The organism is Pseudomonas sp. BIGb0381 (assembly GCF_024809815.1).
In the GTDB taxonomy this organism is placed as follows: domain Bacteria; phylum Pseudomonadota; class Gammaproteobacteria; order Pseudomonadales; family Pseudomonadaceae; genus Aquipseudomonas.
Genome location: NZ_JANUEN010000007.1, coordinates 89,350 through 109,703, shown reverse-complemented (window position 1 = coordinate 109,703; position 20,354 = coordinate 89,350). Strand labels below are relative to the sequence as shown.

Annotated in this window: 15 protein-coding genes; 3 read left to right on the top strand and 12 right to left on the bottom strand. The window is 61.1% G+C overall.

Translation table 11 applies throughout. From position 1 onward, the window contains the following. Positions 1 to 145: 145 nt before the first annotated feature. Positions 146 to 421, top strand: a complete 276-nt coding sequence (locus M2397_RS19310) for an HU family DNA-binding protein (protein ID WP_003213368.1) — start codon at positions 146 to 148, stop codon at positions 419 to 421. Between the two features lie 104 nt (positions 422 to 525). Here the strand turns inward: M2397_RS19310 and M2397_RS19305 are convergent, their stop codons facing one another. The 12 genes from M2397_RS19305 to tssA all read right to left on the bottom strand — a co-directional run bounded on the left by M2397_RS19305 (position 526) and on the right by tssA (position 18,044). Next, complete coding sequence (locus M2397_RS19305) at positions 526 to 1,113, bottom strand: immunity 26/phosphotriesterase HocA family protein (RefSeq protein WP_259244256.1); 588 nt, start codon at positions 1,111 to 1,113, stop codon at positions 526 to 528. 35 nt (positions 1,114 to 1,148) lie between these two features. Beyond that, entirely contained in the window at positions 1,149 to 5,612 is a 4,464-nt protein-coding gene (locus tag M2397_RS19300; protein WP_259244255.1) for an RHS repeat-associated core domain-containing protein, read from the bottom strand. A gap of 12 nt (positions 5,613 to 5,624) precedes the next feature. After that, positions 5,625 to 6,059: a DcrB-related protein gene (locus M2397_RS19295; protein WP_065946491.1), complete on the bottom strand. Its 435-nt coding sequence runs from the start codon at positions 6,057 to 6,059 to the stop codon at positions 5,625 to 5,627. Between the two features lie 15 nt (positions 6,060 to 6,074). Beyond that, positions 6,075 to 8,015, bottom strand: a complete 1,941-nt coding sequence (locus M2397_RS19290) for a type VI secretion system Vgr family protein (protein WP_131697671.1) — start codon at positions 8,013 to 8,015, stop codon at positions 6,075 to 6,077. 157 nt (positions 8,016 to 8,172) lie between these two features. After that, positions 8,173 to 10,845 (bottom strand): type VI secretion system ATPase TssH, encoded by a 2,673-nt coding sequence (gene tssH / locus M2397_RS19285; protein ID WP_259244254.1) that lies wholly within the window; start codon positions 10,843 to 10,845, stop codon positions 8,173 to 8,175. Beyond that, positions 10,838 to 11,881, bottom strand: coding sequence for a type VI secretion system baseplate subunit TssG (gene tssG / locus M2397_RS19280; RefSeq protein ID WP_053127603.1), 1,044 nt, complete (start codon positions 11,879 to 11,881; stop codon positions 10,838 to 10,840). Before tssG ends, tssH begins: the two co-directional genes overlap by 8 nt. Next, entirely contained in the window at positions 11,845 to 13,704 is a 1,860-nt protein-coding gene (gene tssF / locus M2397_RS19275) for a type VI secretion system baseplate subunit TssF (protein ID WP_065937972.1), read from the bottom strand. The genes tssG and tssF overlap by 37 nt, the downstream gene beginning before the upstream one ends. After that, positions 13,701 to 14,216 (bottom strand): type VI secretion system baseplate subunit TssE, encoded by a 516-nt coding sequence (gene tssE, locus M2397_RS19270; RefSeq protein WP_027608263.1) that lies wholly within the window; start codon positions 14,214 to 14,216, stop codon positions 13,701 to 13,703. Before tssE ends, tssF begins: the two co-directional genes overlap by 4 nt. A gap of 90 nt (positions 14,217 to 14,306) precedes the next feature. Beyond that, a complete protein-coding gene (locus tag M2397_RS19265; protein ID WP_015886558.1) occupies positions 14,307 to 14,795 on the bottom strand; it encodes a type VI secretion system tube protein Hcp in 489 nt (162 codons plus the stop codon). 169 nt (positions 14,796 to 14,964) lie between these two features. Continuing rightward, positions 14,965 to 16,461 (bottom strand): type VI secretion system contractile sheath large subunit, encoded by a 1,497-nt coding sequence (gene tssC / locus M2397_RS19260; RefSeq protein WP_053127606.1) that lies wholly within the window; start codon positions 16,459 to 16,461, stop codon positions 14,965 to 14,967. A 2-nt stretch (positions 16,462 to 16,463) separates the two neighbouring features. Further along, entirely contained in the window at positions 16,464 to 16,970 is a 507-nt protein-coding gene (gene tssB / locus M2397_RS19255; protein ID WP_017135823.1) for a type VI secretion system contractile sheath small subunit, read from the bottom strand. A 54-nt stretch (positions 16,971 to 17,024) separates the two neighbouring features. Further along, entirely contained in the window at positions 17,025 to 18,044 is a 1,020-nt protein-coding gene (gene tssA, locus M2397_RS19250; RefSeq protein WP_259244252.1) for a type VI secretion system protein TssA, read from the bottom strand. A gap of 394 nt (positions 18,045 to 18,438) precedes the next feature. On the opposite strand from tssA, the gene tagH reads away from it, so the two are divergent. After that, complete coding sequence (gene tagH / locus M2397_RS19245) at positions 18,439 to 19,782, top strand: type VI secretion system-associated FHA domain protein TagH (protein ID WP_259244251.1); 1,344 nt, start codon at positions 18,439 to 18,441, stop codon at positions 19,780 to 19,782. A gap of 51 nt (positions 19,783 to 19,833) precedes the next feature. After that, positions 19,834 to 20,343, top strand: a complete 510-nt coding sequence (gene tssJ, locus M2397_RS19240) for a type VI secretion system lipoprotein TssJ (RefSeq protein WP_131697666.1) — start codon at positions 19,834 to 19,836, stop codon at positions 20,341 to 20,343. The last annotated feature ends 11 nt before the right edge of the window (positions 20,344 to 20,354 follow it).

Here is a 20,354-nt window from a genome sequence, read left to right as displayed (position 1 = left end):
GGCGCCGCGAGACTGGCGCGGCGTACGAGGGCATGCCATCCTCACTCCCGTCTGCCGCAGAGTAGAGCCTGCGGCGCCTTGGCCGCTGTTCCGTTAGAGAGCAGCACGGACATAACAACAAAAAACCGTCAAAGAGGCTTCATATATGCGTAAACCAGAACTCGCAGCCGCCATCGCTGAAAAAGCGGATCTCACCAAAGAACAGGCCAACCGCGTCCTCAACGCCGTTCTCGAAGAAATCACCGGCGCCCTGCACCGCAAGGACAGCGTCACCCTGGTTGGTTTCGGCACCTTCCTGCAACGCCACCGTGGCGCCCGCACCGGCAAAAACCCGCAAACCGGTGAGCCCGTGAAAATCAAGGCGAGCAACACTGTTGCGTTCAAGCCGGGCAAGTCGCTCAAAGACAGCGTCAACCCGTAATGGCAGTACCGTCTCGAAGGGAGGCGGGGCGGTAAGAAGAGTGGGCACGCCGACTGGGTCGGGTGCCCTTTTTTAATGCTTCAAACCACCTAAACACTGCTTGTCTATCTCAACGGCAAAGGCAGTCGTCGGGTTAAAGGCCTGAGGCTTTCACGATCGTTCCAGAGCCCCGGAAAGACTTCATATTTCAAATCATCCCGGTTAACACCGGTATCGAAGTAGCGACACAGTCTGTCGCTGAGGTCCTCATCTCCCCACATGTTGGTCAACTCATACTTTTCGATAATGTCGCGACTGTCCGAAAGTTGCAGATCTTCCTTTAGTGCAGGTACCAGGCTGTAATCAGCATCGCAGCCGATGCCGAGGTCAACAAGATCAGCATCTCGAAACGGAAAGCCGCCCTCAAAGCTGACGTGGGGCCTGAGCCAATAACGCTCATGATCCGAAAGGCTAAATGGCGTGACGGAAATTAGTTTTTCCGCTGCCAATCTCTGGGTCACCACCTTGCCGACAAAACCACTGAACAGGATCATACTGTTGTCCAGCGCAAGATCGGTCCAGACGCCGTCCACGCTTCTCACATCGTAGAAGCGCATGACGGAGTTCTTGATCATCTGGCCTACGGTGTATAAGTCATCTCGCAATTTGAGGCTGACTAGATCGCCTTCCTTCCAGAGGATGCGCTTGGCCATGGGCCTACTCCATTTTCAATAGTCATTGATGATATTCACGAGCAGCGGCCTGCTCTCGCACCTCTGCTTTTGCCGGCGACTTTGACAGGGGCTTTGCCCTTGGTTTTATTCGCGGCTTTTATGCGTTTATCCAGTGCTTTGCCTGAGTCTGTCTGAGACAAATGTTTATCCGCCGCAGCCAGGTATTCTTTCCTTCGGCCATTTCCTTTGCCGACGGGGTTTTGTGCGTTGGCGGTTCCATCTTTTCCTCCCAAGCCTTCATACACTCGTTGTTCCAGCCCTCGGGTGGTGTCCTTGCCATCCTGGCCGTAGGCGGTATGCAGGACTTGAGGTGCTTGGCCGCCAAAGCGATCGAAATTTGACCCGTAGCGATAGTTCAACACGTCTGAACCTACCTGTTTGCCTTGCATGCTGGCATAACCGACATATGGTTTGCCGGTCGCTTTGTCGACGCCCAGGTAGGTGATATGAGTCGCTGTGGTTGGACTGCCTGCCAGCCCCCACGCATCACACCAGCCCATCGGATTAGGCCCGTACTGATAGAGGTTCAAGCCACCGGCGAGTCCTATGGGGTCCGGCGTGATAAACCGACCTATATCGGGGTCGTAAAACCTGAACGTGTTGTAGTGCAAACCGGTTTCCCGGTCCAAGTATTGCCCCTGAAACCTCAAGTTCTGTTCTTCGATGTAAGAAGATTCTCTGGTTTCCTCGGCGGTATTACCCCAAGCGTAATAACTGGCCTGCCATACGCGGTGCCCATCATGGTCCGTCAATTCGTGCGGCAGTCCGTTAGGATCGTTGTGGTAGTACCTGATTCTTTGCAGTGGGCCCAGGCCATCAACACGTGCCAGTGCTTCATAGCTCCCGTCGTCATAAAGATAAAGGCTGGTCTGGTTATTACGGTGCTCTTGTATCAGTTGCAACCCGTCCCAGACAAAACGAGTGGTACCAAGCGTATTACCGTTGCTGTTTTGTTCGGTTTTTGTAATCCGACGACCTAAAGGGTCGTAGGTCATTGTGATGACAGTCTCATTGGCGGCGTGCTGATTTCGTATTTCGACCACTCTGCTTTCAGCGTCGTACTTGAATAGTTGAACGGCGCGACGAGCACTACGTTTTTCAACCAGCCGACCGAAACTGTCATACCGGTAACGCTTGTCTTGGTAGGTCATTAATTTGTTATGTACCACCAGGCCTACACCCGGCAGGGGACCATCCAGAAGGTTGGCCGCTGCGTCATAAGCAAAGCTTTCCTGCGTTCCATGTATTGGATTCTGGCTGGCAATGATGCGATCAGTGGCGTCGTAGTGAAACGACTGTTGGTGTGCAATTCCTGCTTTTTGTTCGTGGCGGGCGATCAGGTTGTCGCTGGGATCAAAGTCGAAGTATGTCGAGCTCATTCCCGTCAGTGGTCGCGGCAGGGTACTTGGATACCGTACACGGGCGCGCAACCGCCCGCCTCGATCATATTCAGTGCGGGTGCTGATCTGACCTTGTGTGCGAAGTACTTCACGATGCAGGCGGTCCCGCTCGAAGTCACTGATGACTTGGCCGTCGAGGTTGATCTGGTGCAAATGACCACTGCCGTAGTACAGACGGTTGATCCAGCGACCATCGGGTAATTGGGTCTGGGTCAGATTGCCCAATTCGTCATAGCGATGTTTCAAACTGCCGGCCGAGCTTTGCTCTTCGAGTGGCTGGCCGAGGGCGTCATAGCGATAACTTAATTTTTGTTCGTTGCCCTGGGCGTCCATGAACGTGATTGCGATCAATTGATCGAGGAGATCGTATAAATAATCCGTGCGACCATCGTCGGTGATTTTGACAACCAGGCGCCCAGCAGCGTCACGCTCCAAATAGTGAACAATAGGCTGTTCAGGGATACCTGACGCGTTGCTGTTGTGAGTTGGTAAAGCAGTGACGCTGGTGATGCTGTTCAATGCATCGTAGTCATAGTGATGGGCGCTGCCATCTAGGTCGCGCTGCTCGACCAGGCGATCATTGGCATTCCACGTGAAACGATAACATTCGCCATTCTCATTGGTCAGTGCTTGCAGCCGTGCGTAGCTGTCATAGCTGAATTGCACTTTGCGGCCGTGCGCATCCGTGCGCTGGCGAATGCGCCCGCGGGGGTTGTACTGATAATGAGTCGAGTGGCCTGACGGGTCGGTATGGACCGTCAATTGTCCGCAGGCGTTGCGTTGAAAATACTCGATACGACCATCTGGCAACTGCTGGCTGAGCATCCTGCCCATCGTGTCGTATGTGAAGGTTGTTCGTTCCCCTAGCGGGTCGGTAATGACCTGCAAATAACCGCGCTCGTCATAACTGAACCGCGTCGGGTAACCCGAGCAATCAATATGCTCAACCAACTGCCCGAACGGGTTCCAGCGCAGCTTTTTGCTTTTGCCGGTGGCGTCGATGATCTCCACGACCTGGCCGTGATCGTCATAGCGGTAGCGGGTGACGTAGCCCAGCGGATCGGTTTCGGCGATGCAGTTGCCGCGCTGATCGTAGCGATACGCCCAGCTATTGTCGGCGGCGTCGGTCTCCACCAGCGGGAGTGCCCAGTGCTCAAGCCACAAGGTCGAGTCGCTGCGGCCCAGCGGGTCGGTCTCGCCGATCAGGTTACCGGCGTCGTCGTAGCTGTAGGCATAGCGCCCGCCCAGCGGATCGGTGGCGCTGAGCAATTGGCGCTCTTCGTTCCACTCGAACAGCCAGGTTTGCCCGAGGTTATCGGAGTAGCGAACGATCTGGTGCTGGGTGTTCCAGTGGCGAGTACTGACGCGTTGCAAGCCGTCGGTAATCCGCGTGACACCGGCCTGCAAGTCATAGTCGAACTGGTAGGCGTCGCCTTCGTCGGTCCAGTGCCGGACCACCCGCCATTCCACGTCTTCAACCAAGGCCCATTCGTAGAAACAGCGCAGACCGGTCGGCAACTGGTGCTCGACCATGCGCTGGCCGGCATCGTAGCTGAAGCGCCGCTGCATCTGGCCGGTGGCGTCGCGCACCAGCGCCAGGTTGCCGGCGGTGTCATAGTCATAGCTGACCAGTACTTCGCGGCGCTGATCGGGGTACAGCCGTTCGAGCCGCACCAAGTGGCCTTGATCGCGGATCAACTCCACTTGCACCAGGTCGAACGTATCGCGCAGCCGGATCAGTCGCCCGGCTTCGTCGTAATCAAGATGGATGCGGTTGTCGTTGCGGTCGCCGAGCTGGCTGAGGCGCAGCAACGCCGGGTTGGCGGAAGGCTCAAATAAGCGATACAGACCATCATCGCTTTCGATCAGCAACTGCCCGTTGAGGTGTCGGCGCACGGCCAGCCCTTCACCGGCGCTGAACACCGCACCGCCCAGGGGAATGCTGCCCATGTCGATGGGTCGGCCCTGTTCATCGGTGTAGACCAGCGTTTCACCGCCGTCGGGGTGAGGCTGGATGTCGACGCACACTTCATACGGCACGCTCCAGCCTGCGCCGAGCAGGCTGCCTGTGCGTTCGTCACGGCTGTTGTAGAAACGCTGCCAATCAATCGGCAGGATGCCAGGCAGTACGAAATCCAGCTCATCATCGCCGCCCAACACCTTGGCGCCGGTGGCCGCATGCACCGGGTTCGACGAGCCCATGGCCGCATTGGCCATCGCCCCCATCGCACTGCTCACGGCCATCGAGGTTGCGCCGCCGATCAACATGCACGGTAGCTTGCTGAAGAACTTGCCCTTACCGCCCTTGAGCATCAACAACGCCGTCACCGCCAGCCCGACGCCCGGTGTCTTGCCGCTGCGAATCTCACGCACCACCACCGACCCGCCGCCGATGGTCACGTTCGATGAAATCAATCCGGACGACACCACGGTCGCATCGCACGTACTGCGATCACCACTGCGCACCGCCGGCTGGCCGTTGATCGTGACCTTGTCCGAGCCCTCGGCCAGAAACTGCGGCGGCATCGGCGGGTGCTTCATGCACGCGACCAGATCCAGCGGCTTGGGTTCGGCGCCAGGCGCAGGCGTGGCTACCGTAGGGCGCCACATCTGCGAGAAGAAGCTCTCGGCCATGTCCAGGTAGCTGGCTTCCGGCTCGGGTGCGGGTTCTTCCAGTTCAGTGCCGGCGGGTGCGACGTGAGAACTGATCGCCCCGGCGGCGCGCGCGGCCGGAATATTGTTGGTCAGGGTGTTGGTGGAACCGGTGAGGATGTTCGCCTGCACCGTGGGCGGAAACAGCGCATTGCTGAAGCTCTCGCATAAATTCGATAAGCCTTTGTCCGCCCCGGTCTTGCTCATGGTCAAGCCGACAATCGTGCCCACCACCGCGCCCAGCAGGAAACAGCCGAGCCCGCCGGTGGCCACGGTAATTCCGGTGGCGGCAACTACCGCCGCAGTCGCCACGGCGGTGATAGCGATATTGGCCGCTACCTCCAGCACACCGCCAAGGATGTCGGCCATCATCGAGGTGTGGGAGAGCGCATCGCCCATCCGGGCTGCCCATAACGCGTCAGACATGCAGGCAACTCATCAGGAAATAGCGTCAAACGACAGCGAGTTTTTGATCAAGGCCCAATGCGCCGCCTCGGCATCCCCCAGCGTATCCGCCTTCACATAACTCAACGCGAGCATCTTGCGTGTGCCCGGTATCACCAAGGCCAGCTGATACTGGAACACCTTGTCATTGCCCTTGTTGAACTGGCTGCGCAGCTCGATGCCTTCCACCTCTTGCGCGGCGCCCAAGCGCACATCGACACCCGGTTGGTAGCGCAAGTCCTGCACCTGTTTTTCCAGGCGCTGGAGTTGGTCGTTGAAGTTGCTGTGCAAGGTTTCGCCGTCGGCCAGCAGGCTGCGGCTGACGATCAGGGATGTGCCCAGCTCAGGGAATTTGAGGATATTGATCGTCGCGTCCTGCAGCTCGCTCGCCGGCAGTTGGAACTGGAATTCGTTGATTCGGTACGTCATGGCAAACGGGTCTCGTCAGGAGCTTTTCGGCGCGGGGAACGCGGCTTTGATATTGGCGTCGATGCTGGCTTTCTGGCCCTGTCCATCGGGCGTGGCTCCAGGGCCGCCGCCGTTATTGAGGTGCAGCACGCCCTTGGTATTGAACTCGGCATCGCCGCTGGCATAGAAGCTGATGTTCACGCCGGTGAGGTTGATCTGCCCGCTGGCATTCAACTCCAGGATGCTTTCGCCGCAGACCAGGCGCAGGTTTTCGCCCACTTCGATGACGTAGCTCTGGCTGATGCTGTCGGTCTTTCTCTGGCCCACCGAGAGGATGTCTTCCTGCTTGACGATGCGCAGGCGGTTGTTGCCGATGGTCACCGTCTCGTTATGGCCGATACTTTTATTGCGGTCGTGCCCGACGGAATGACTTTCGTCTACCTCGACAACAACGTCCTGGTTACGCTCGGCATGGATATACAACTGCTCCAACCCCTTCTTGTCCTCCATGCGGATTTCATTGAAGTTGGCCGGCGTGCCGCCCTTGCTCGAACGGCTCTTCATGCCGCTCTGGGTCGCGTTTTCCGGCAGGTCGTACGGCACCGTCTGCTCGGCGTTGTACACCCGCCCGGTAATGATCGGACGGTCCGGATCACCTTCAAGAAAGCTGACAATCACTTCCTGGCCGATCCGTGGAATCTGCATCGAGCCCCAGTTCTTGCCGGCCCAGGATTGCGACACGCGGATCCAGCACGAGCTGTTTTCGTTGGATTGGTCGTGGCGGTCCCAGTAGAAGTGCACCTTCACGCGGCCGTATTGGTCGGTCCAGATTTCCTCGCCTTTGGGACCGACCACCAGCGCGGTTTGCGGGCCTTTGACGATGGGCCGGTGGGTGGTGGCGAGCGGGCGGAAGCTTTGCTGGGCGTCAATGCAGGTCAGGCTGCTTTCGAACTGCGCCGAGCCTGAGCCACCACCGCTTTCCAGGCTTTCCTGAACGATGTAGTAGCGGCAGCCGACGATCAGGTATTCGCGGTTCTGGTCCTGGCGGCTGAAGCCGGTGAGGCTGAACAGATGGCCGGAGCCGAGGCCGCGGGCGTTGCCGCTGAACTCGATCTGCTCATGCAGGGTTTGCAGGGCTTCAATGCGGGTGCGCGCGTAGTGTTCGCCGTCGGCGCTTTGCACGTAGGTGCCGGGGTAGTCGTATAGCGGGTAGTCGCCGGCGGTGTGCGGGCGCGGCATGGCCGAACGCACGTCGATGCTGGCGCTGGGGCGCTGGAAGTCGTAGTCGTTAAGCTCCAGCGAACCCGGCTGAACCTCCTGCGCCAGGTGCCAGTTGTGCATGTGGTCGCGTTCGCGCTGCTGCTCGTCCTTGGGGTAATACGGGATCGACGCATAGCCCGGCACCGTGGTGTGGGCGCCATAGGCGTCGGCCAGCACCAGCACATGGCGGTCCTGTTCATGGCGAAAGAAGTAGTAGATACCTTCCTGCTCCATCAAGCGGCTGACGAAATCGAAGCTGGTCTCGCGGTACTGCACGCAGTATTCCCACTCGCGATACGGCCGGCTCAGGGCGTCTTCGAAGTCGGAGAACCCCAGGTCGCGGAACACCTGCTTGATGATCTGCGGGATGCTCAGGTTCTGGAAAATCCGGCAGTCGGACGTACGGCTCAGCAGCCACAGCCAGGGGCGCAGCGTCACCTGGTAGCTGGCGAACTGGCCCTGGTCGATGTTCTGGCTGCACCGCGCGACGATGCCGTGGAAATGCCGCTCACCGCCGTCCGCCAGTTGCAGGCCCACGCTCATCGGCTTGCCCAGCAACTGGTTGAGGTCGATGTTGGCGTCCAGGGACGTCAGTTGCAGCTCATAGTTGAACAGGCGGCCCAGCTCTTCGCCGCCGCCCATTTCATTGAGCAGCAGCACATCCGGCCCGAGGGGGCTGGTGATCTTGGCCAGGCGTGAGGCTTGGTTGAATAGCATCGGTTAACCCGTAAATTGCGTAATAGCTGAAGAAACCGGCTGCAAATGTGGGAGGGGGCTTGCCCCCGATAGCAGTGTGTCAGGTGATGTATCAGGCGACTGATTCACCGCCATCGGGGGCAAGCCCCCTCCCACATTTAGATTGTGTTTCTTCAGGTCAATCGTTGAACTGGTAGTGCAGCTCATTATCCCGGCTGCTGATACGCACACCCGCCAATGCCTTGCCTTCGAGCATGCGCGTGAGGAATTCACGGCTCATGTCCGGCAGCAGGCTGTTGGTGAGAATGGTGTCGATCATGCGTCCGCCGCTTTCGGTCTCGGTGCAGCGCGAGACGATCAGGTCGACCACCGCGTCGTCGTAGTCGAAGGCGACCTTGTGCGTATTCTCCACGCGCTTCTTGATGCGGTTGAGTTGCAGGCGGGTGATCGCCTTGAGCATCTCGTCGCTCAGCGGGTAGTACGGAATGGTCACCAGGCGGCCGAGCAAGGCGGGAGGGAAGATCTCCAGCAATGGCTGGCGCAGGGCCTTGGCGATTTCTTCCGGCTCGGGAATGTTCGCCGGGTCTTTGCAGACCCGGGAAATCAGCTCGGTACCGGCGTTGGTGGTCAGCAGGATCAAGGTGTTCTTGAAGTCGATCACCCGGCCTTCACCGTCTTCCATCACGCCCTTGTCGAACACTTGGAAGAAGATCTCATGCACGTCCGGGTGGGCTTTTTCCACCTCGTCCAGCAGCACCACGCTGTAGGGTTTGCGCCGCACCGCTTCGGTCAGCACGCCGCCTTCGCCGTAGCCGATATAGCCCGGTGGCGCGCCCTTGAGGGTGGACACCGTGTGGGCTTCCTGGAATTCGCTCATGTTGATGGTGATCACGTTCTGCTCACCGCCGTACATGGCTTCGGCCAGGGCCAGGGCGGTTTCGGTCTTGCCCACGCCGGAGGTGCCGGCCAGCATGAACACGCCAATCGGCTTGCTCGGGTTGTCGAGGCCGGCGCGGGAGGTCTGGATGCGCTTGGCGATCATCTGCAGGGCGTGGTCCTGGCCGATGATGCGCTTCTTCAGGTGCTGGTCGAGGTTGAGCACGGTTTCCAGTTCGTTGCGGGCCATGCGGCCCACCGGGATACCGGTCCAGTCGGCGACCACCGAGGCCACGGCCTGATAATCCACGGTCGGCAGGATCAGCGGGGTTTCGCCTTGCAGCGCAGTGAGGCGTTGTTGCAGGTCGACCAGTTGCGCACGCAATTCATCGCTCTCGTTGTTACCTGCATCGCTGTCCACAACCCCGGCCTTTTCGCGCAGGGTTGCACGGGTGGCGAGCAATTCATCCACCAGGGTTTTCTCTTCGGCCCAACGGCTTTCCAGGGTCGCCAGGCGCTCACGCTCGGCGCTTAACAGGGCTTCGCTGTTGCTCTGGCGTGCGCCAATGGCAATGCCGATCGCATGCTCGCGGGCGATGATTTGCAGCTCGGTTTCCAGGGCTTCGATGCGGCGGCGGCTGTCGTCCACTTCGGCCGGCACCGCGTGCAGGCTGATGGCGACGCGGGCACAGGCGGTGTCCAGCAGGCTCACGGATTTATCCGGCAACTGGCGCGCCGGGATATAGCGATGGGACAGCTTCACCGACGCTTCCAGGGCTTCGTCGAGGATCTGCACCTGGTGGTGTTTCTCCATGGTCGAGGCCACGCCGCGCATCATCAACAGCGCTTTGTCTTCCGACGGCTCGGCCACTTGTACCACCTGGAAGCGGCGGGTCAGGGCCGGGTCTTTCTCGATGTGCTTTTTGTACTCGGCCCAGGTAGTCGCGGCCACGGTACGCAGGGTGCCACGGGCCAGGGCAGGTTTGAGCAGGTTGGCCGCATCACCGGTACCGGCAGCGCCACCGGCACCCACCAGGGTGTGGGCTTCGTCGATAAACAGAATGATCGGCTTGGGCGAGGCCTGGACGTCTTCGATGACCTGGCGCAGGCGCTGTTCGAACTCGCCTTTCATGCTCGCGCCGGCTTGCAGCAGGCCGACATCAAGGCTGCGCAGTTCCACGTCTTTGAGCGCCGGCGGCACATCACCGGCGACGATGCGCAGGGCGAAACCTTCGACCACGGCGGTCTTGCCCACACCGGCCTCACCGGTGAGGATCGGGTTGTTCTGGCGGCGGCGCATGAGGATGTCGACCAACTGGCGGATCTCTTCGTCACGGCCGACGATCGGGTCGAGCTTGCCGCTGCGCGCTTGTTCGGTCAGATCGACGGTGAAACGCTTGAGCGCCTCCTGCTTGCCCATCGCACTCGGTGCCATGGCGCCGCTGGCCTCACCCGGCACGGCGCCGGCATTGAAACCGTCGCTGGCAGTCAGGGCGTTTTCCGGCGAGTCGCCGACGTATTCGTCAAAACGCTCGCTCAGGGCTTCGGCCTTGATCTTGTCGAATTCCGAAGACAACCCCAGCAGCGCATGGCGCAGGCTTGGCGTCTTGAGGATGCCCAGCACCAGGTAACCGGTGCGCACCTGGCTTTCGCCGAACATCAGGCTGCCGTACACCCAGCCGCGTTCCACGGCTTCTTCCACGTGGGACGACAGGTCGGTGATCGACGTCGAGCCACGCGGCAGGCGGTCCAGGGCTTCGGTGAGGTCACGGGCCAGGCGCGCCGGCTCGACGTTGAACTGGCGGATGATGCGGTGCAGGTCCGAGTCCTGCAGTTGGAGCAACTGGTGAAACCAGTGGGCCAGTTCCACGTACGGGTTGCCCCGCAGCTTGCAGAACACGGTGGCGGCTTCGATGGCCTTGTAGGCCACGCTGTTGAGTTTGCCGAACAGTGCGGCGCGACTGATTTCACCCATGCTCTGGATTCCTTGAGGTGGTGGCTTGATCGGCGTAATGCCGGGCCAGGATTAGGTCGTTGGCATCAACCGCAGGGCAGCCGAGCCAGGTATTAAAGCCCAGGCGGAACTGGCCATTGAGTTGCAGCGCCGGTACTTCGGGTTGTTGCAGAACCAGGTTCAAGTCCCAGTCCAATTCATGGCCCAGGTACTCGGCCACCCACGCCACGAGCTCGTTGAACGGCTGGCTGCCGGGCAGCATGCCCATGTAGTCGTCCAGCTTGAGCGGGCCCAGGCGGATGCGGAATTTATGCTGGCGGTCCCACACGTGGCTGCCCAGGCAGAAGTCCACGCCCAGCTGGTTGGCGCTCACGCCCACGCGGCTGCGCTCGGGCAGTTCCAGCCATTGGCCGACGTATTCTTCGATCTCCACCGGCAGGCCGAAATACTCGCCGAGGATCGCTTTTAAACCGTCCGGGTAGCGGGTTTGCGCCGACAGGTGGCCGCTGTAGTGCAGCTTCGCCGTGTCGGGGATCAGCCCCTGGTTAAGCAGGCTCGGCATGCCCCGTCCACTCAAGGCGGCGAGGCGTGCAGACCAGTAGTCATCGTCCGGGCGGTCGTGGCTGACCGTCGGCCGCGCCTCGGCCCAGGCCCGGTAAAACAGGCTCAGCAGACGGTGGTGGAACACGTCCAGGAACTGCTTGCTGGTACTGTCGGCGTTGTTGCGCTGACGCTCGCGTACGTACTCGGTGATATGCAGCGGCAACGGACCGTTGGGGCCACCAAGGCCGAAGAAGAACTGTTCCAGCCGTGCCGGTTTGCCGTCGCCACCGGGATCGACCGAGGCCAGGGTCGCCGGGGCGAAGGTGCAATCGGCCTGTTGCCCCAGGCGCAACGGGTCATCCGCCAAACGCAGGGAATGGCCCAGGCGCGGCAGCTCGGGCGATTCGCACTCGATACGCCGCAACGCCTGGAAGAAATCGTATTCCCAGGGCTCCTGATGCATCGCATCCAACGTACTCACAGGGTCGGACGACGCCCGGGCTTGGCTTTCCATCGCATGATCTCGCCGCGTTCGGTGGTACGGATCACCGTCTCGGTAAAACTGTTGATCGACACGTAGCGTGCCAGGAAGCGTTCCAGCACCGCACCAAGCAGGAACACGCCGGTGCCGCGAAACGCGTTTTCATCGAACTCCAAGGTAATTTCCAGGCCGCGACCAAACACAATCGGGCCGGGCATCGGCAGGCGCCGGGTGACGGCCTTGCTGCTGACGTCGCGCAAGCCTTCGATCTGCAATTGCAGCGCCGCGTCATTGCTGTCGCCATACAGACGCAGCAGTTCGCGCAATGCCGCCGCGCCCTGGCCTTGTTCACTCAGGGACAAATAGTTGAGCGACAACTGGCTGATCAGGCGCCAGGCCTTGGCGTCATGGGCATGGCTGGCGCGTGGGCGGCTTGGCCCGGCGACGCAACGCACGGATAACACCGGCGCGCTGTCGGCCAGGGTGAAGTCGGTCTTGCCGTTGCCCACGCTCATGAACAACGGCAGGTCGCGGTTGGTGCACAGCGCGGTCACGCCGAGTTGGCGCAGGTCGTGGCGATACGGCGCCTGGCGGCTGTCGACCAGGCTGACAAAGGTTTCGCTGCCCACATAGGTGGAACGCGGGCCGTTGCGGCGCTGGTCGCTGGACAGCACCCGTGGCTCGCGGCGCACGGTGTAGTACGCCTGGTCGCGGCCATAACGGGATGGATCGCGTACCGCGTAGAACGGCAAAAATGGCTGCTCTGGCCCGGTGCCGTGGCCGGTGATGCCGCTCAGCGAGTGAATCTCGAAATCCATTGGCCGTGTGCGGTCGGCGATCACATGGTGTTCGTTGACCCGATCGGACAAGTGGATGCGGTCCACGCGCTTCGGGAACAGGTTGATCGCCGGGGTGCAGAACGGCAAAAACTGCGCTGCGCCGACGCTGCCTTCCAGGCTCGGCTCGTGACGGTCGAACAGCACGATCAGCTCCAGCTCCTGGCCGTCGCAACGCTTGACCGCACGGCTCAGCTCGGCGAATTCGACGAACAGGAAGCGGTGGGGCAGGGCGAAGTATTCCTGCAACAGGCGATAGCCCTGGAAGGCTCGCGCGACGACCGGCATGGCCGCATCGGCGTCGTCGAAACCCCGCGAGCGCAGCGCATCCTGCGGCAGGCGCTCAACCCAATCGCCACCGGGCTTGCGCGCAAACACCGCGCAGGCGTTGCCCAGTAGTTGTTCGTAGAGGCGGAACGGCTGCTCGTCGGCACCGCTGAGGTACAGCGGCAGGTTGTCCAGGTCGAGGCTGTTGAACGGCAATTCGGCGCCGGTGCGCAGGGTCAGGCGCAGGCCGGCCTTGGCTTTCGGCTCACTGGCGGCCAGGCGCCCGAGCACGGCTGCGGGGTTGCCGAAGTACTCGGCGTTGCTGACCTGCAACGGCCACAGCGTCACCGGGTGCGCGGTGCGGTACTCGCAGCAGGTCTGGGTTTCGCGGCCCAGGGCGGCGCGCAACACGGTGTCGCGCGGCAGCGGGAAGCCGCTGGCCAGGGAACCTTCGTCGGGGTCGGTGTGCAATTGCACCACGGTCATCGACGGCGTCGGCGCCAGGTAGTGCGGGTAGGCGATTTCCAGCAGGTTGTGGGTGAAGGTCGGGTACTCGGCGTCGAGTTTGAGCTGCACGCGGGCGGTGAGGTAGGCAAAGCCTTCGAGCAGGCGTTCGACGTACGGGTCGGCGCAGTCCATACCGGACAGGGTCAGCCGACTGGCAATCTTCGGGTATTCCTTGGCGAACTCGGCGGCGCTTTCGCGCACGTGGTGCAGTTCCTGGTTGTACAGCTCTAGCAGGCGCGGGTTCATGGGCGTCTCCGCTGGTCGGCGTTGACCACGCGCACGTGGCCGGACTCCAGGTCCAGGTCGGTTTGCAGCAATAGGCGCAAGGGCACCGGCTGTGCCCACAGGTCGCCTTCGATCTCGAAACTCAGGGCGTTGTGGTTCATCTCGCCATGGCCGACGCGGGCCTTCACCCGCAGGGTATGGCGCAGGATGCGCGGTTCAAAGGTGGCAATCGCCTGGTAGATCAGGGCTTCCAGGGCCTTGATGTCGACGCTGGAAACGCTGTTGCCCGCCAGCGCCGGCAGGCCGTAATTGACCACCGAGGTGCCTGCCTGTGTGTGCAGCGTGGCATCGGCATCGAGCAACGACGTGGTATTGAGCAGCCACGCCAGGTCGCGCAGCACCGAGGCTTTCAATTGGGTCAGGGACAGCACGCGTTTATCGGCGCTTTCCTTGGGATTGGTCGGGTCGTCGTCGGTCAACCGGTCCAGCAGGGACGGTTGCAGACGGTCGCGGGAAGCGATTTCAGTTACCACCAAAGCAGCTCCACGGACGGGTTGCGAGAGGAACAAAAGGCTGCACTTGAGACCGTAGTGCCGTGGCGCAGGGCCACGGCCCCAGGGCTATCAGCGCTTGGTGTTGGAACGGATGTTCCAGCCAAACTTGATCGCGCCGCCGTCTTTGGTGCCGTCGGCTTTCTGCGGCTGGTAGTCGACCATCACCTGGGCGAAGTTCAGGGTGACGTTTTCAGTCAGGCGGTCATCGCCGCCCGAACCGCCGGTGCTCAGGGACGTTACCAGCACTTCTTCCAGGTTGATCACCATGTACTCGACCTGGCTTTCACCACCGGCCTTGCGCACGGTCAGCTTGACCTTGTCGATGTGCTTGCCGCTGGCGCAGTGCATCATCAGGTTCGGCGAGGCCTTGTCGACGTACTTGGTCAGCGACAGGTCCTGGATATTCACCTTGCCCGCGCCGCCGCCGCCGCCCACGTGCATGTTGCCGGACTGGGCCATGCCCCAGCTCCAGTTCAGCACGTCGATTTCGTCCTTGTGGGCCTTGTCCATGGACTCGCCCTTGATGTCGCCGATCTTGATGAAAATATCAACAGCCATGTTTTCTCCCTGTGTGGCTCTTGCCACTGAATTTGAGTGACTCCAAATGGGCAGTGCTTTTGTGTGGGAGGGGGCTTGCCCCGATGCAGGCACCTCGGTGTGTCGTCACACCCCAGTGATGCTATCGGGGGCAAGCCCCCTCCCACAGAAGAGCCAGCTCATCCGTGGGTTAGGCGCTTTTAGCCGAAGGCAGCTTCGATACCAGGCGCAGCGACACGGTCAGCCCTTCGAGCTGGTAGTGCGGGCGCAGGTAGAACTTGGAGTTGTAGTACCCCGGGTTGCCTTCGACGTCTTCCACTATCACCTCGGCGGCGGCCAACGGGTGCTGGGCCTTGGTGGTTTCGGTGGAGTGCGCCGGGTCACCGTCGACGTAGTTGAGGATCCAGTCCTGCAACCAGCGCTGCATCTCGTCCTTTTCTTTGAAGGAGCCGATCTTGTCGCGCACGATGCACTTCAAGTAGTGAGCGAAACGGCAGGTGGCGAACAGGTACGGCAGGCGCGCGGCCAGGTTGGCGTTGGCGGTGGCGTCCGGGTCATCGTATTCGGCCGGTTTCTGCAACGACTGGGCGCCGATGAACGCGGCGAAGTCGGTGTTTTTCTTGTGCAGCAGCGGCATGAAACCGTTCTTCGCCAGCTCCGCTTCACGGCGGTCGCTGATGGCGATTTCGGTCGGGCACTTCATGTCCACGCCACCGTCATCGGTAGGGAACGTGTGGGCCGGCAGGTTTTCCACTTCACCGCCGGATTCCACGCCACGGATGCGTGAGCACCAGCCGTAGTGCTTGAACGAACGGTTGATGTTCACTGCCATTGCATAGGCCGCGTTGGCCCAGGTGTACTTGGAGCTGTCGGCGCCGTCGGTGTTTTCTTCGAAGGCGAAGGCTTCCACCGGGTCGGTCTTGGCGCCATAGGGCAGGCGCGCCAGGAAGCGAGGCATGGTCAGGCCGATGTAGCGCGAGTCTTCCGATTCACGCAGCGAGCGCCAGCCGGCGTATTCCGGGGTAGTGAAGATCTTGGTCAGGTCGCGCGGGTTCGACAGTTCCTGCCACGAGCCCATGCCCATCACGGTCGGCGACGCCGCAGCAATGAATGGGGCGTGCATGGCGGCGCAGACTTTGGACAGCTCGCCCAGCAGTTCCACGTCCGGTGGCGACTGGTCGAAGTAGTAGTCGCCCACCAGGCAACCATACGGTTCGCCGCCGAACTGGCCGTACTCTTCTTCGTACATCTTCTTGAAGATCGGGCTCTGGTCCCACGCGGTGCCCTTGAACTTCTTCAGGGTCTTGTGCAGGTCCGGCTTGGAGATGTTGAGCACGCGAATCTTCAGCTGCTCATCGCTCTCGGTGTTATTGACCAGGTAGTGCAGGCCACGCCAGGCGCTTTCCAGCTGCTGGAAATCCTTGTGATGGATGATCTGGTTGACCTGGGCGGTGAGCTTGGCGTCGATGGCGGCGATGATCGATTCGATCGACTTGATCGCGTCATTGGACACCAGGTCGGTTTGCGCCAGGGCCTGTTCGGCCAAGGTGCGCACGGCGGTTTCCACGGCTTCGCGGGCACGCTCGGTCTTGGGCTTGAATTCCTGCATCAACAAGGATGCGAACTCGCTGGTTTCCTCGGTTGCACCCAGACTCTGGGCGCCTTCGCGGGCGGTATTGTCAGTCATGATTACTGGTCCCCTGCAGGCTTAGGCGCGCTGGCAAGTGCCTGGAGCAGTGCCGGGTCCTTGATCGCCTTCATGATGATTTCTTCAGCGCCAGTCTTGCCGTCCATGTAGGTCAGCAGGTTGGCCAGTTGGGTGCGGGCTTCGAGCAGTTGCTTGAGCGAGTCGACCTTGCGGGCCACGGCGGCCGGGCTGAAGTCGTCCATGCTTTCGAAGGTGATGTCCAGGCTCAGGTTGCCTTCGCCGGTCAGCTCGTTGGGTACGTGGAACGCCACACGCGGCTGCATGGCCTTGAGGCGCGAGTCGAAGTTGTCGACGTCCACTTCAAGGAACTTGCGGTCGGCCACCGGTGCCAGAGGCTCGGCAGGCTTGCCGGCGAGGTCGGCCATCACACCCATCACGAAGGGCAGCTGGACCTTTTTCTCGGCGCCGTAGAGCTCGACGTCGTACTCGATCTGCACTCGAGGCGCGCGGTTGCGCGCGATGAATTTCTGAGAACTTTGCTTCGCCACGTTGCTGCTCCTGGTCGCTTGAGCGACGGTGTTGTTACTGCACAGTCGGGCGGCTTACTCGCCGTCCGGGCCGCGCAGGTTTTCAAATTGGGACATGCCATCGGGAATCAGGTTGCGCACGATGGCCGCGAAGTCGGCGTGCACCAGATGCTTGGCCCGGTTCAGCAACACCGGCAGCGGGCTCGAAGGCTCGTGCCGGGTGTAATACGCAAGGATCTTGTCGAGGCTGCGCAGCACGTCATCACGGTTGGTGATGTCGCCGGTGGGGCGAGGTGCGGCGGGGGCAGCGGCGAAGTCGACCGAGGGGGCATTGTCGTCACTGACGGCCTCGGGTTCGCTGCTGGTATCGCTGTTCGGAACACACTGGCTGAGCACCTGCAGCGCTTGCTTGAGCGGTTGCTTCAACAGGCTCAGGTCCACGCCTTGGGCGGAGCCCACTTGGTCGCTGACTTGCTGTTCGATGGCTTCGCAGGCAGCGCGCGCGGTGCTCAAGGCGTCGCGGGTGGCTTGCAGTTGTTCGGGGTCGCTGTCGAGGAACGCGGCGTTGAGCTGCTGGGCGCCGAGCTGTTCGTCGGGGAAACTCATCAGGCCGCTGGCATTCAACGCGGCGCGCAGGCTCACAGGGCCGAAGGTGCGCGAGCGCGTGAGAATGCTCTCGCGCAGCAGACGAATGGTCCCATCGCTGGTCAGGCCGGAGAGGGCGTTGATACGGACGGTGGGGTCGTTATCGTCGTCGGCATCCAGGCGCGGGTGCAGGTCGGCCCAGTATTCGCGCAGCAGCGCGTTGATCAGCGTAAGGACGTTTGCCAGCCCGGCCACACCCTGGAGGGCGAGGGAACTTTGCAGCAGGAAATGGGTGATGCGCAGGTCTTTGCTGCGCTGCAGCAAATCGAGGCTCTGCTGCTGGATGCCGCGCCATTCCGGCGGCTCGGCGGGCAGGATCGAATCGCCCATGCTGCGCTCGGGTTGGCCCTTGGCATCACGCTCCAGTTGGAGAAAATCCGCGTCATATTCCATGTCTTCGCCACAGGGCGAAGTTGCGGAAACGGCGGTGAGCAGCAACGGCACATCCACTGAAATTGATCTCCCTATCAGCCCGTTAGATAACGGGCAATGCATGCATTAGTTGCGCAAGGAACTTTGCATGTTTTCTTGGTCATATAGGCAAGATGCCACTAATGCGCCATCACTGGTATTCAAGAAGTTGTGCATTTTTGGTGTAGTACTTATGCCTTGTCAAGGTAAGCTATTCGCTCTCTGTGACAGATGTGCGGTGCTTAACAACCTGTGCGACTGGTGGGTCGAACGGCGCACCGGTATAGGATTTTTGTCATGGAGCCCAGTTAAGATCAGCGATCATGCTGGCATCAGCAGGTTTTGGACGGTCGATTACACGACCCGATGGGGATCTCCCGGGAATCGTTGTCCCTGGGGTCGACTGCGCGCGAAGTATCAGCAAGGAGGCAAGATGTCGCTGTGTTTGACTATCACTAGTTATCACAAGATTACCCCCGGGCAGTGCTCGGAAAAGTCCATGAATCAGGGCTCGATGGCTATCGGCCGCAGCTCGGATAATGACTGGGTATTGCCTGATCCTGAGCGGTTGGTTTCTTCGCAACACTGCGTTATTCAATACAAAGATGGCCGTTATTATTTAACCGATAACAGTACAAATGGTGTGGAGTTGGTTAACGCCGGTATTCGTATGCGTCGAGGTAACAGCGAACCCTTGCAAGACGGTGAGCTGATCCGCATCGGCGATTACGAGATCCAGGCGCGTATCGACTTCAACATGCAGGCTGTCGACAGCCAGCCATTCGCCGGTGAGTCACCGAACAGTTTTGAAGCCCTGATGGGGGCCGTGGCGAGCAAACCCGCGCCAACGCCGGTGATCGCTCCGCAGTTCCAAGGCGCTTCGTCGATGGACACGCTGCCGGACCTGTTCGACTTCCTCAGCCCCACCGCCGTGCCGCCGCCCACTGTGGCTGACCACGTTCCCAGCGAACAACACGACTTCCGCCCGCCCACGCCAGTGGCGGTGCCCGTGGTTGAGAAACCAGTGGTCCCGGGCTCGGTGATTCCCGAAGACTGGGACCTGTTTGGCGACACGCCGGCGCCGATGGCTAGTGCGCCGCCAATGCCAACGCCACCTGCCCCTGCACCCGTACCGATCATCCAGCCGCCACCCGTGGTCGAGCCAGCGCTCCCCGTGGCAGACAGCCAACAACCCGACCTCTTGCAAGCCTTCCTGCGCGGTGCCGGCCTGGACCAGTTACGCCTGGACAAGGCCCAGGCTGAGGCGCAAATGGAAAACATCGGCCGCAGCTATCGCCTGATGGTCGAAGGCCTGATCGACGTGTTGCGTGCCCGCGCCAGCCTCAAGGGTGAGTTCCGCATGCAGCAGACGATGATCCAGCCTGCTGAAAACAATCCGTTGAAATTCGCACCGAATGCCGACGAAGCGTTACTGCTTTTGCTTCGCCACGGCAACCAGGCGTTTATGGCACCGGACCTCGCCGTGCGCGACAGTTTTGATGATCTGCGTGCCCACCAGCTGGCGGTGATGGCCGGCGTGGAAGCGGCGATCAAGCACCTGCTCACGCGCTTTGAACCGGCACAACTGGAAGAGCGCATGGGCAAGCCCGGCGGGCTGTCGAACCTGTTCGCCGGCTCGCGCCAGGCCCAGTACTGGCAGCAGTTCACCGAGCTTTACAGCAATATTTCCCGCGAGGCCCAGGAAGATTTCCAGGACCTGTTCGGCCGCGAATTCAGCCGGGCCTATGAAGAACACAGCGCACGACAGCGCCGTTGACACGCAACACATGGATTAACGGATAGCTCAGTACGTCATTGAGGACGCAGGATGATTCCCAGGTTTTTACTCGCAGCCGCCACCGCGCTGCTGCTGACCGCGTGTAGCAAGGACGCGGCCAAACCCGAAGCAGCCGCTGAGGCTGAAGCGGACACCGCCGCCGTCGAGTTGCATTTCCACGCCATTGCCGGGCTTAACCCCGGCGCCAACGGCCAGGCCGCCCCGGTGCGGGTGCGCATTTTCGAACTGAAGAACGCCGCCACCTTCGCCCGCTCCGATTACTTCGCCCTGGCCGACCGTGCGCAATCGACCCTCGGCCTGGACCTGCTGGACCAGGACGAAGTCATGGTGCAACCCGGCCAGCAACTGAGCATCCAGCGCGACCTCGACCCCTCCACACGCCAGATCGGCTTGCTGGTGGGTTATCGCGAGCTGGACCGCGCGCAATGGCGCACGGTGATCAACGTGCCGGCGCGCCAATACACCGAATACCAGATCAGCCTCGATGTACGTGCCGTGCGCGCCGACGTCGTGGTCACCCCATCCAGCCCTGCCCAATAAGAAGCAATCGG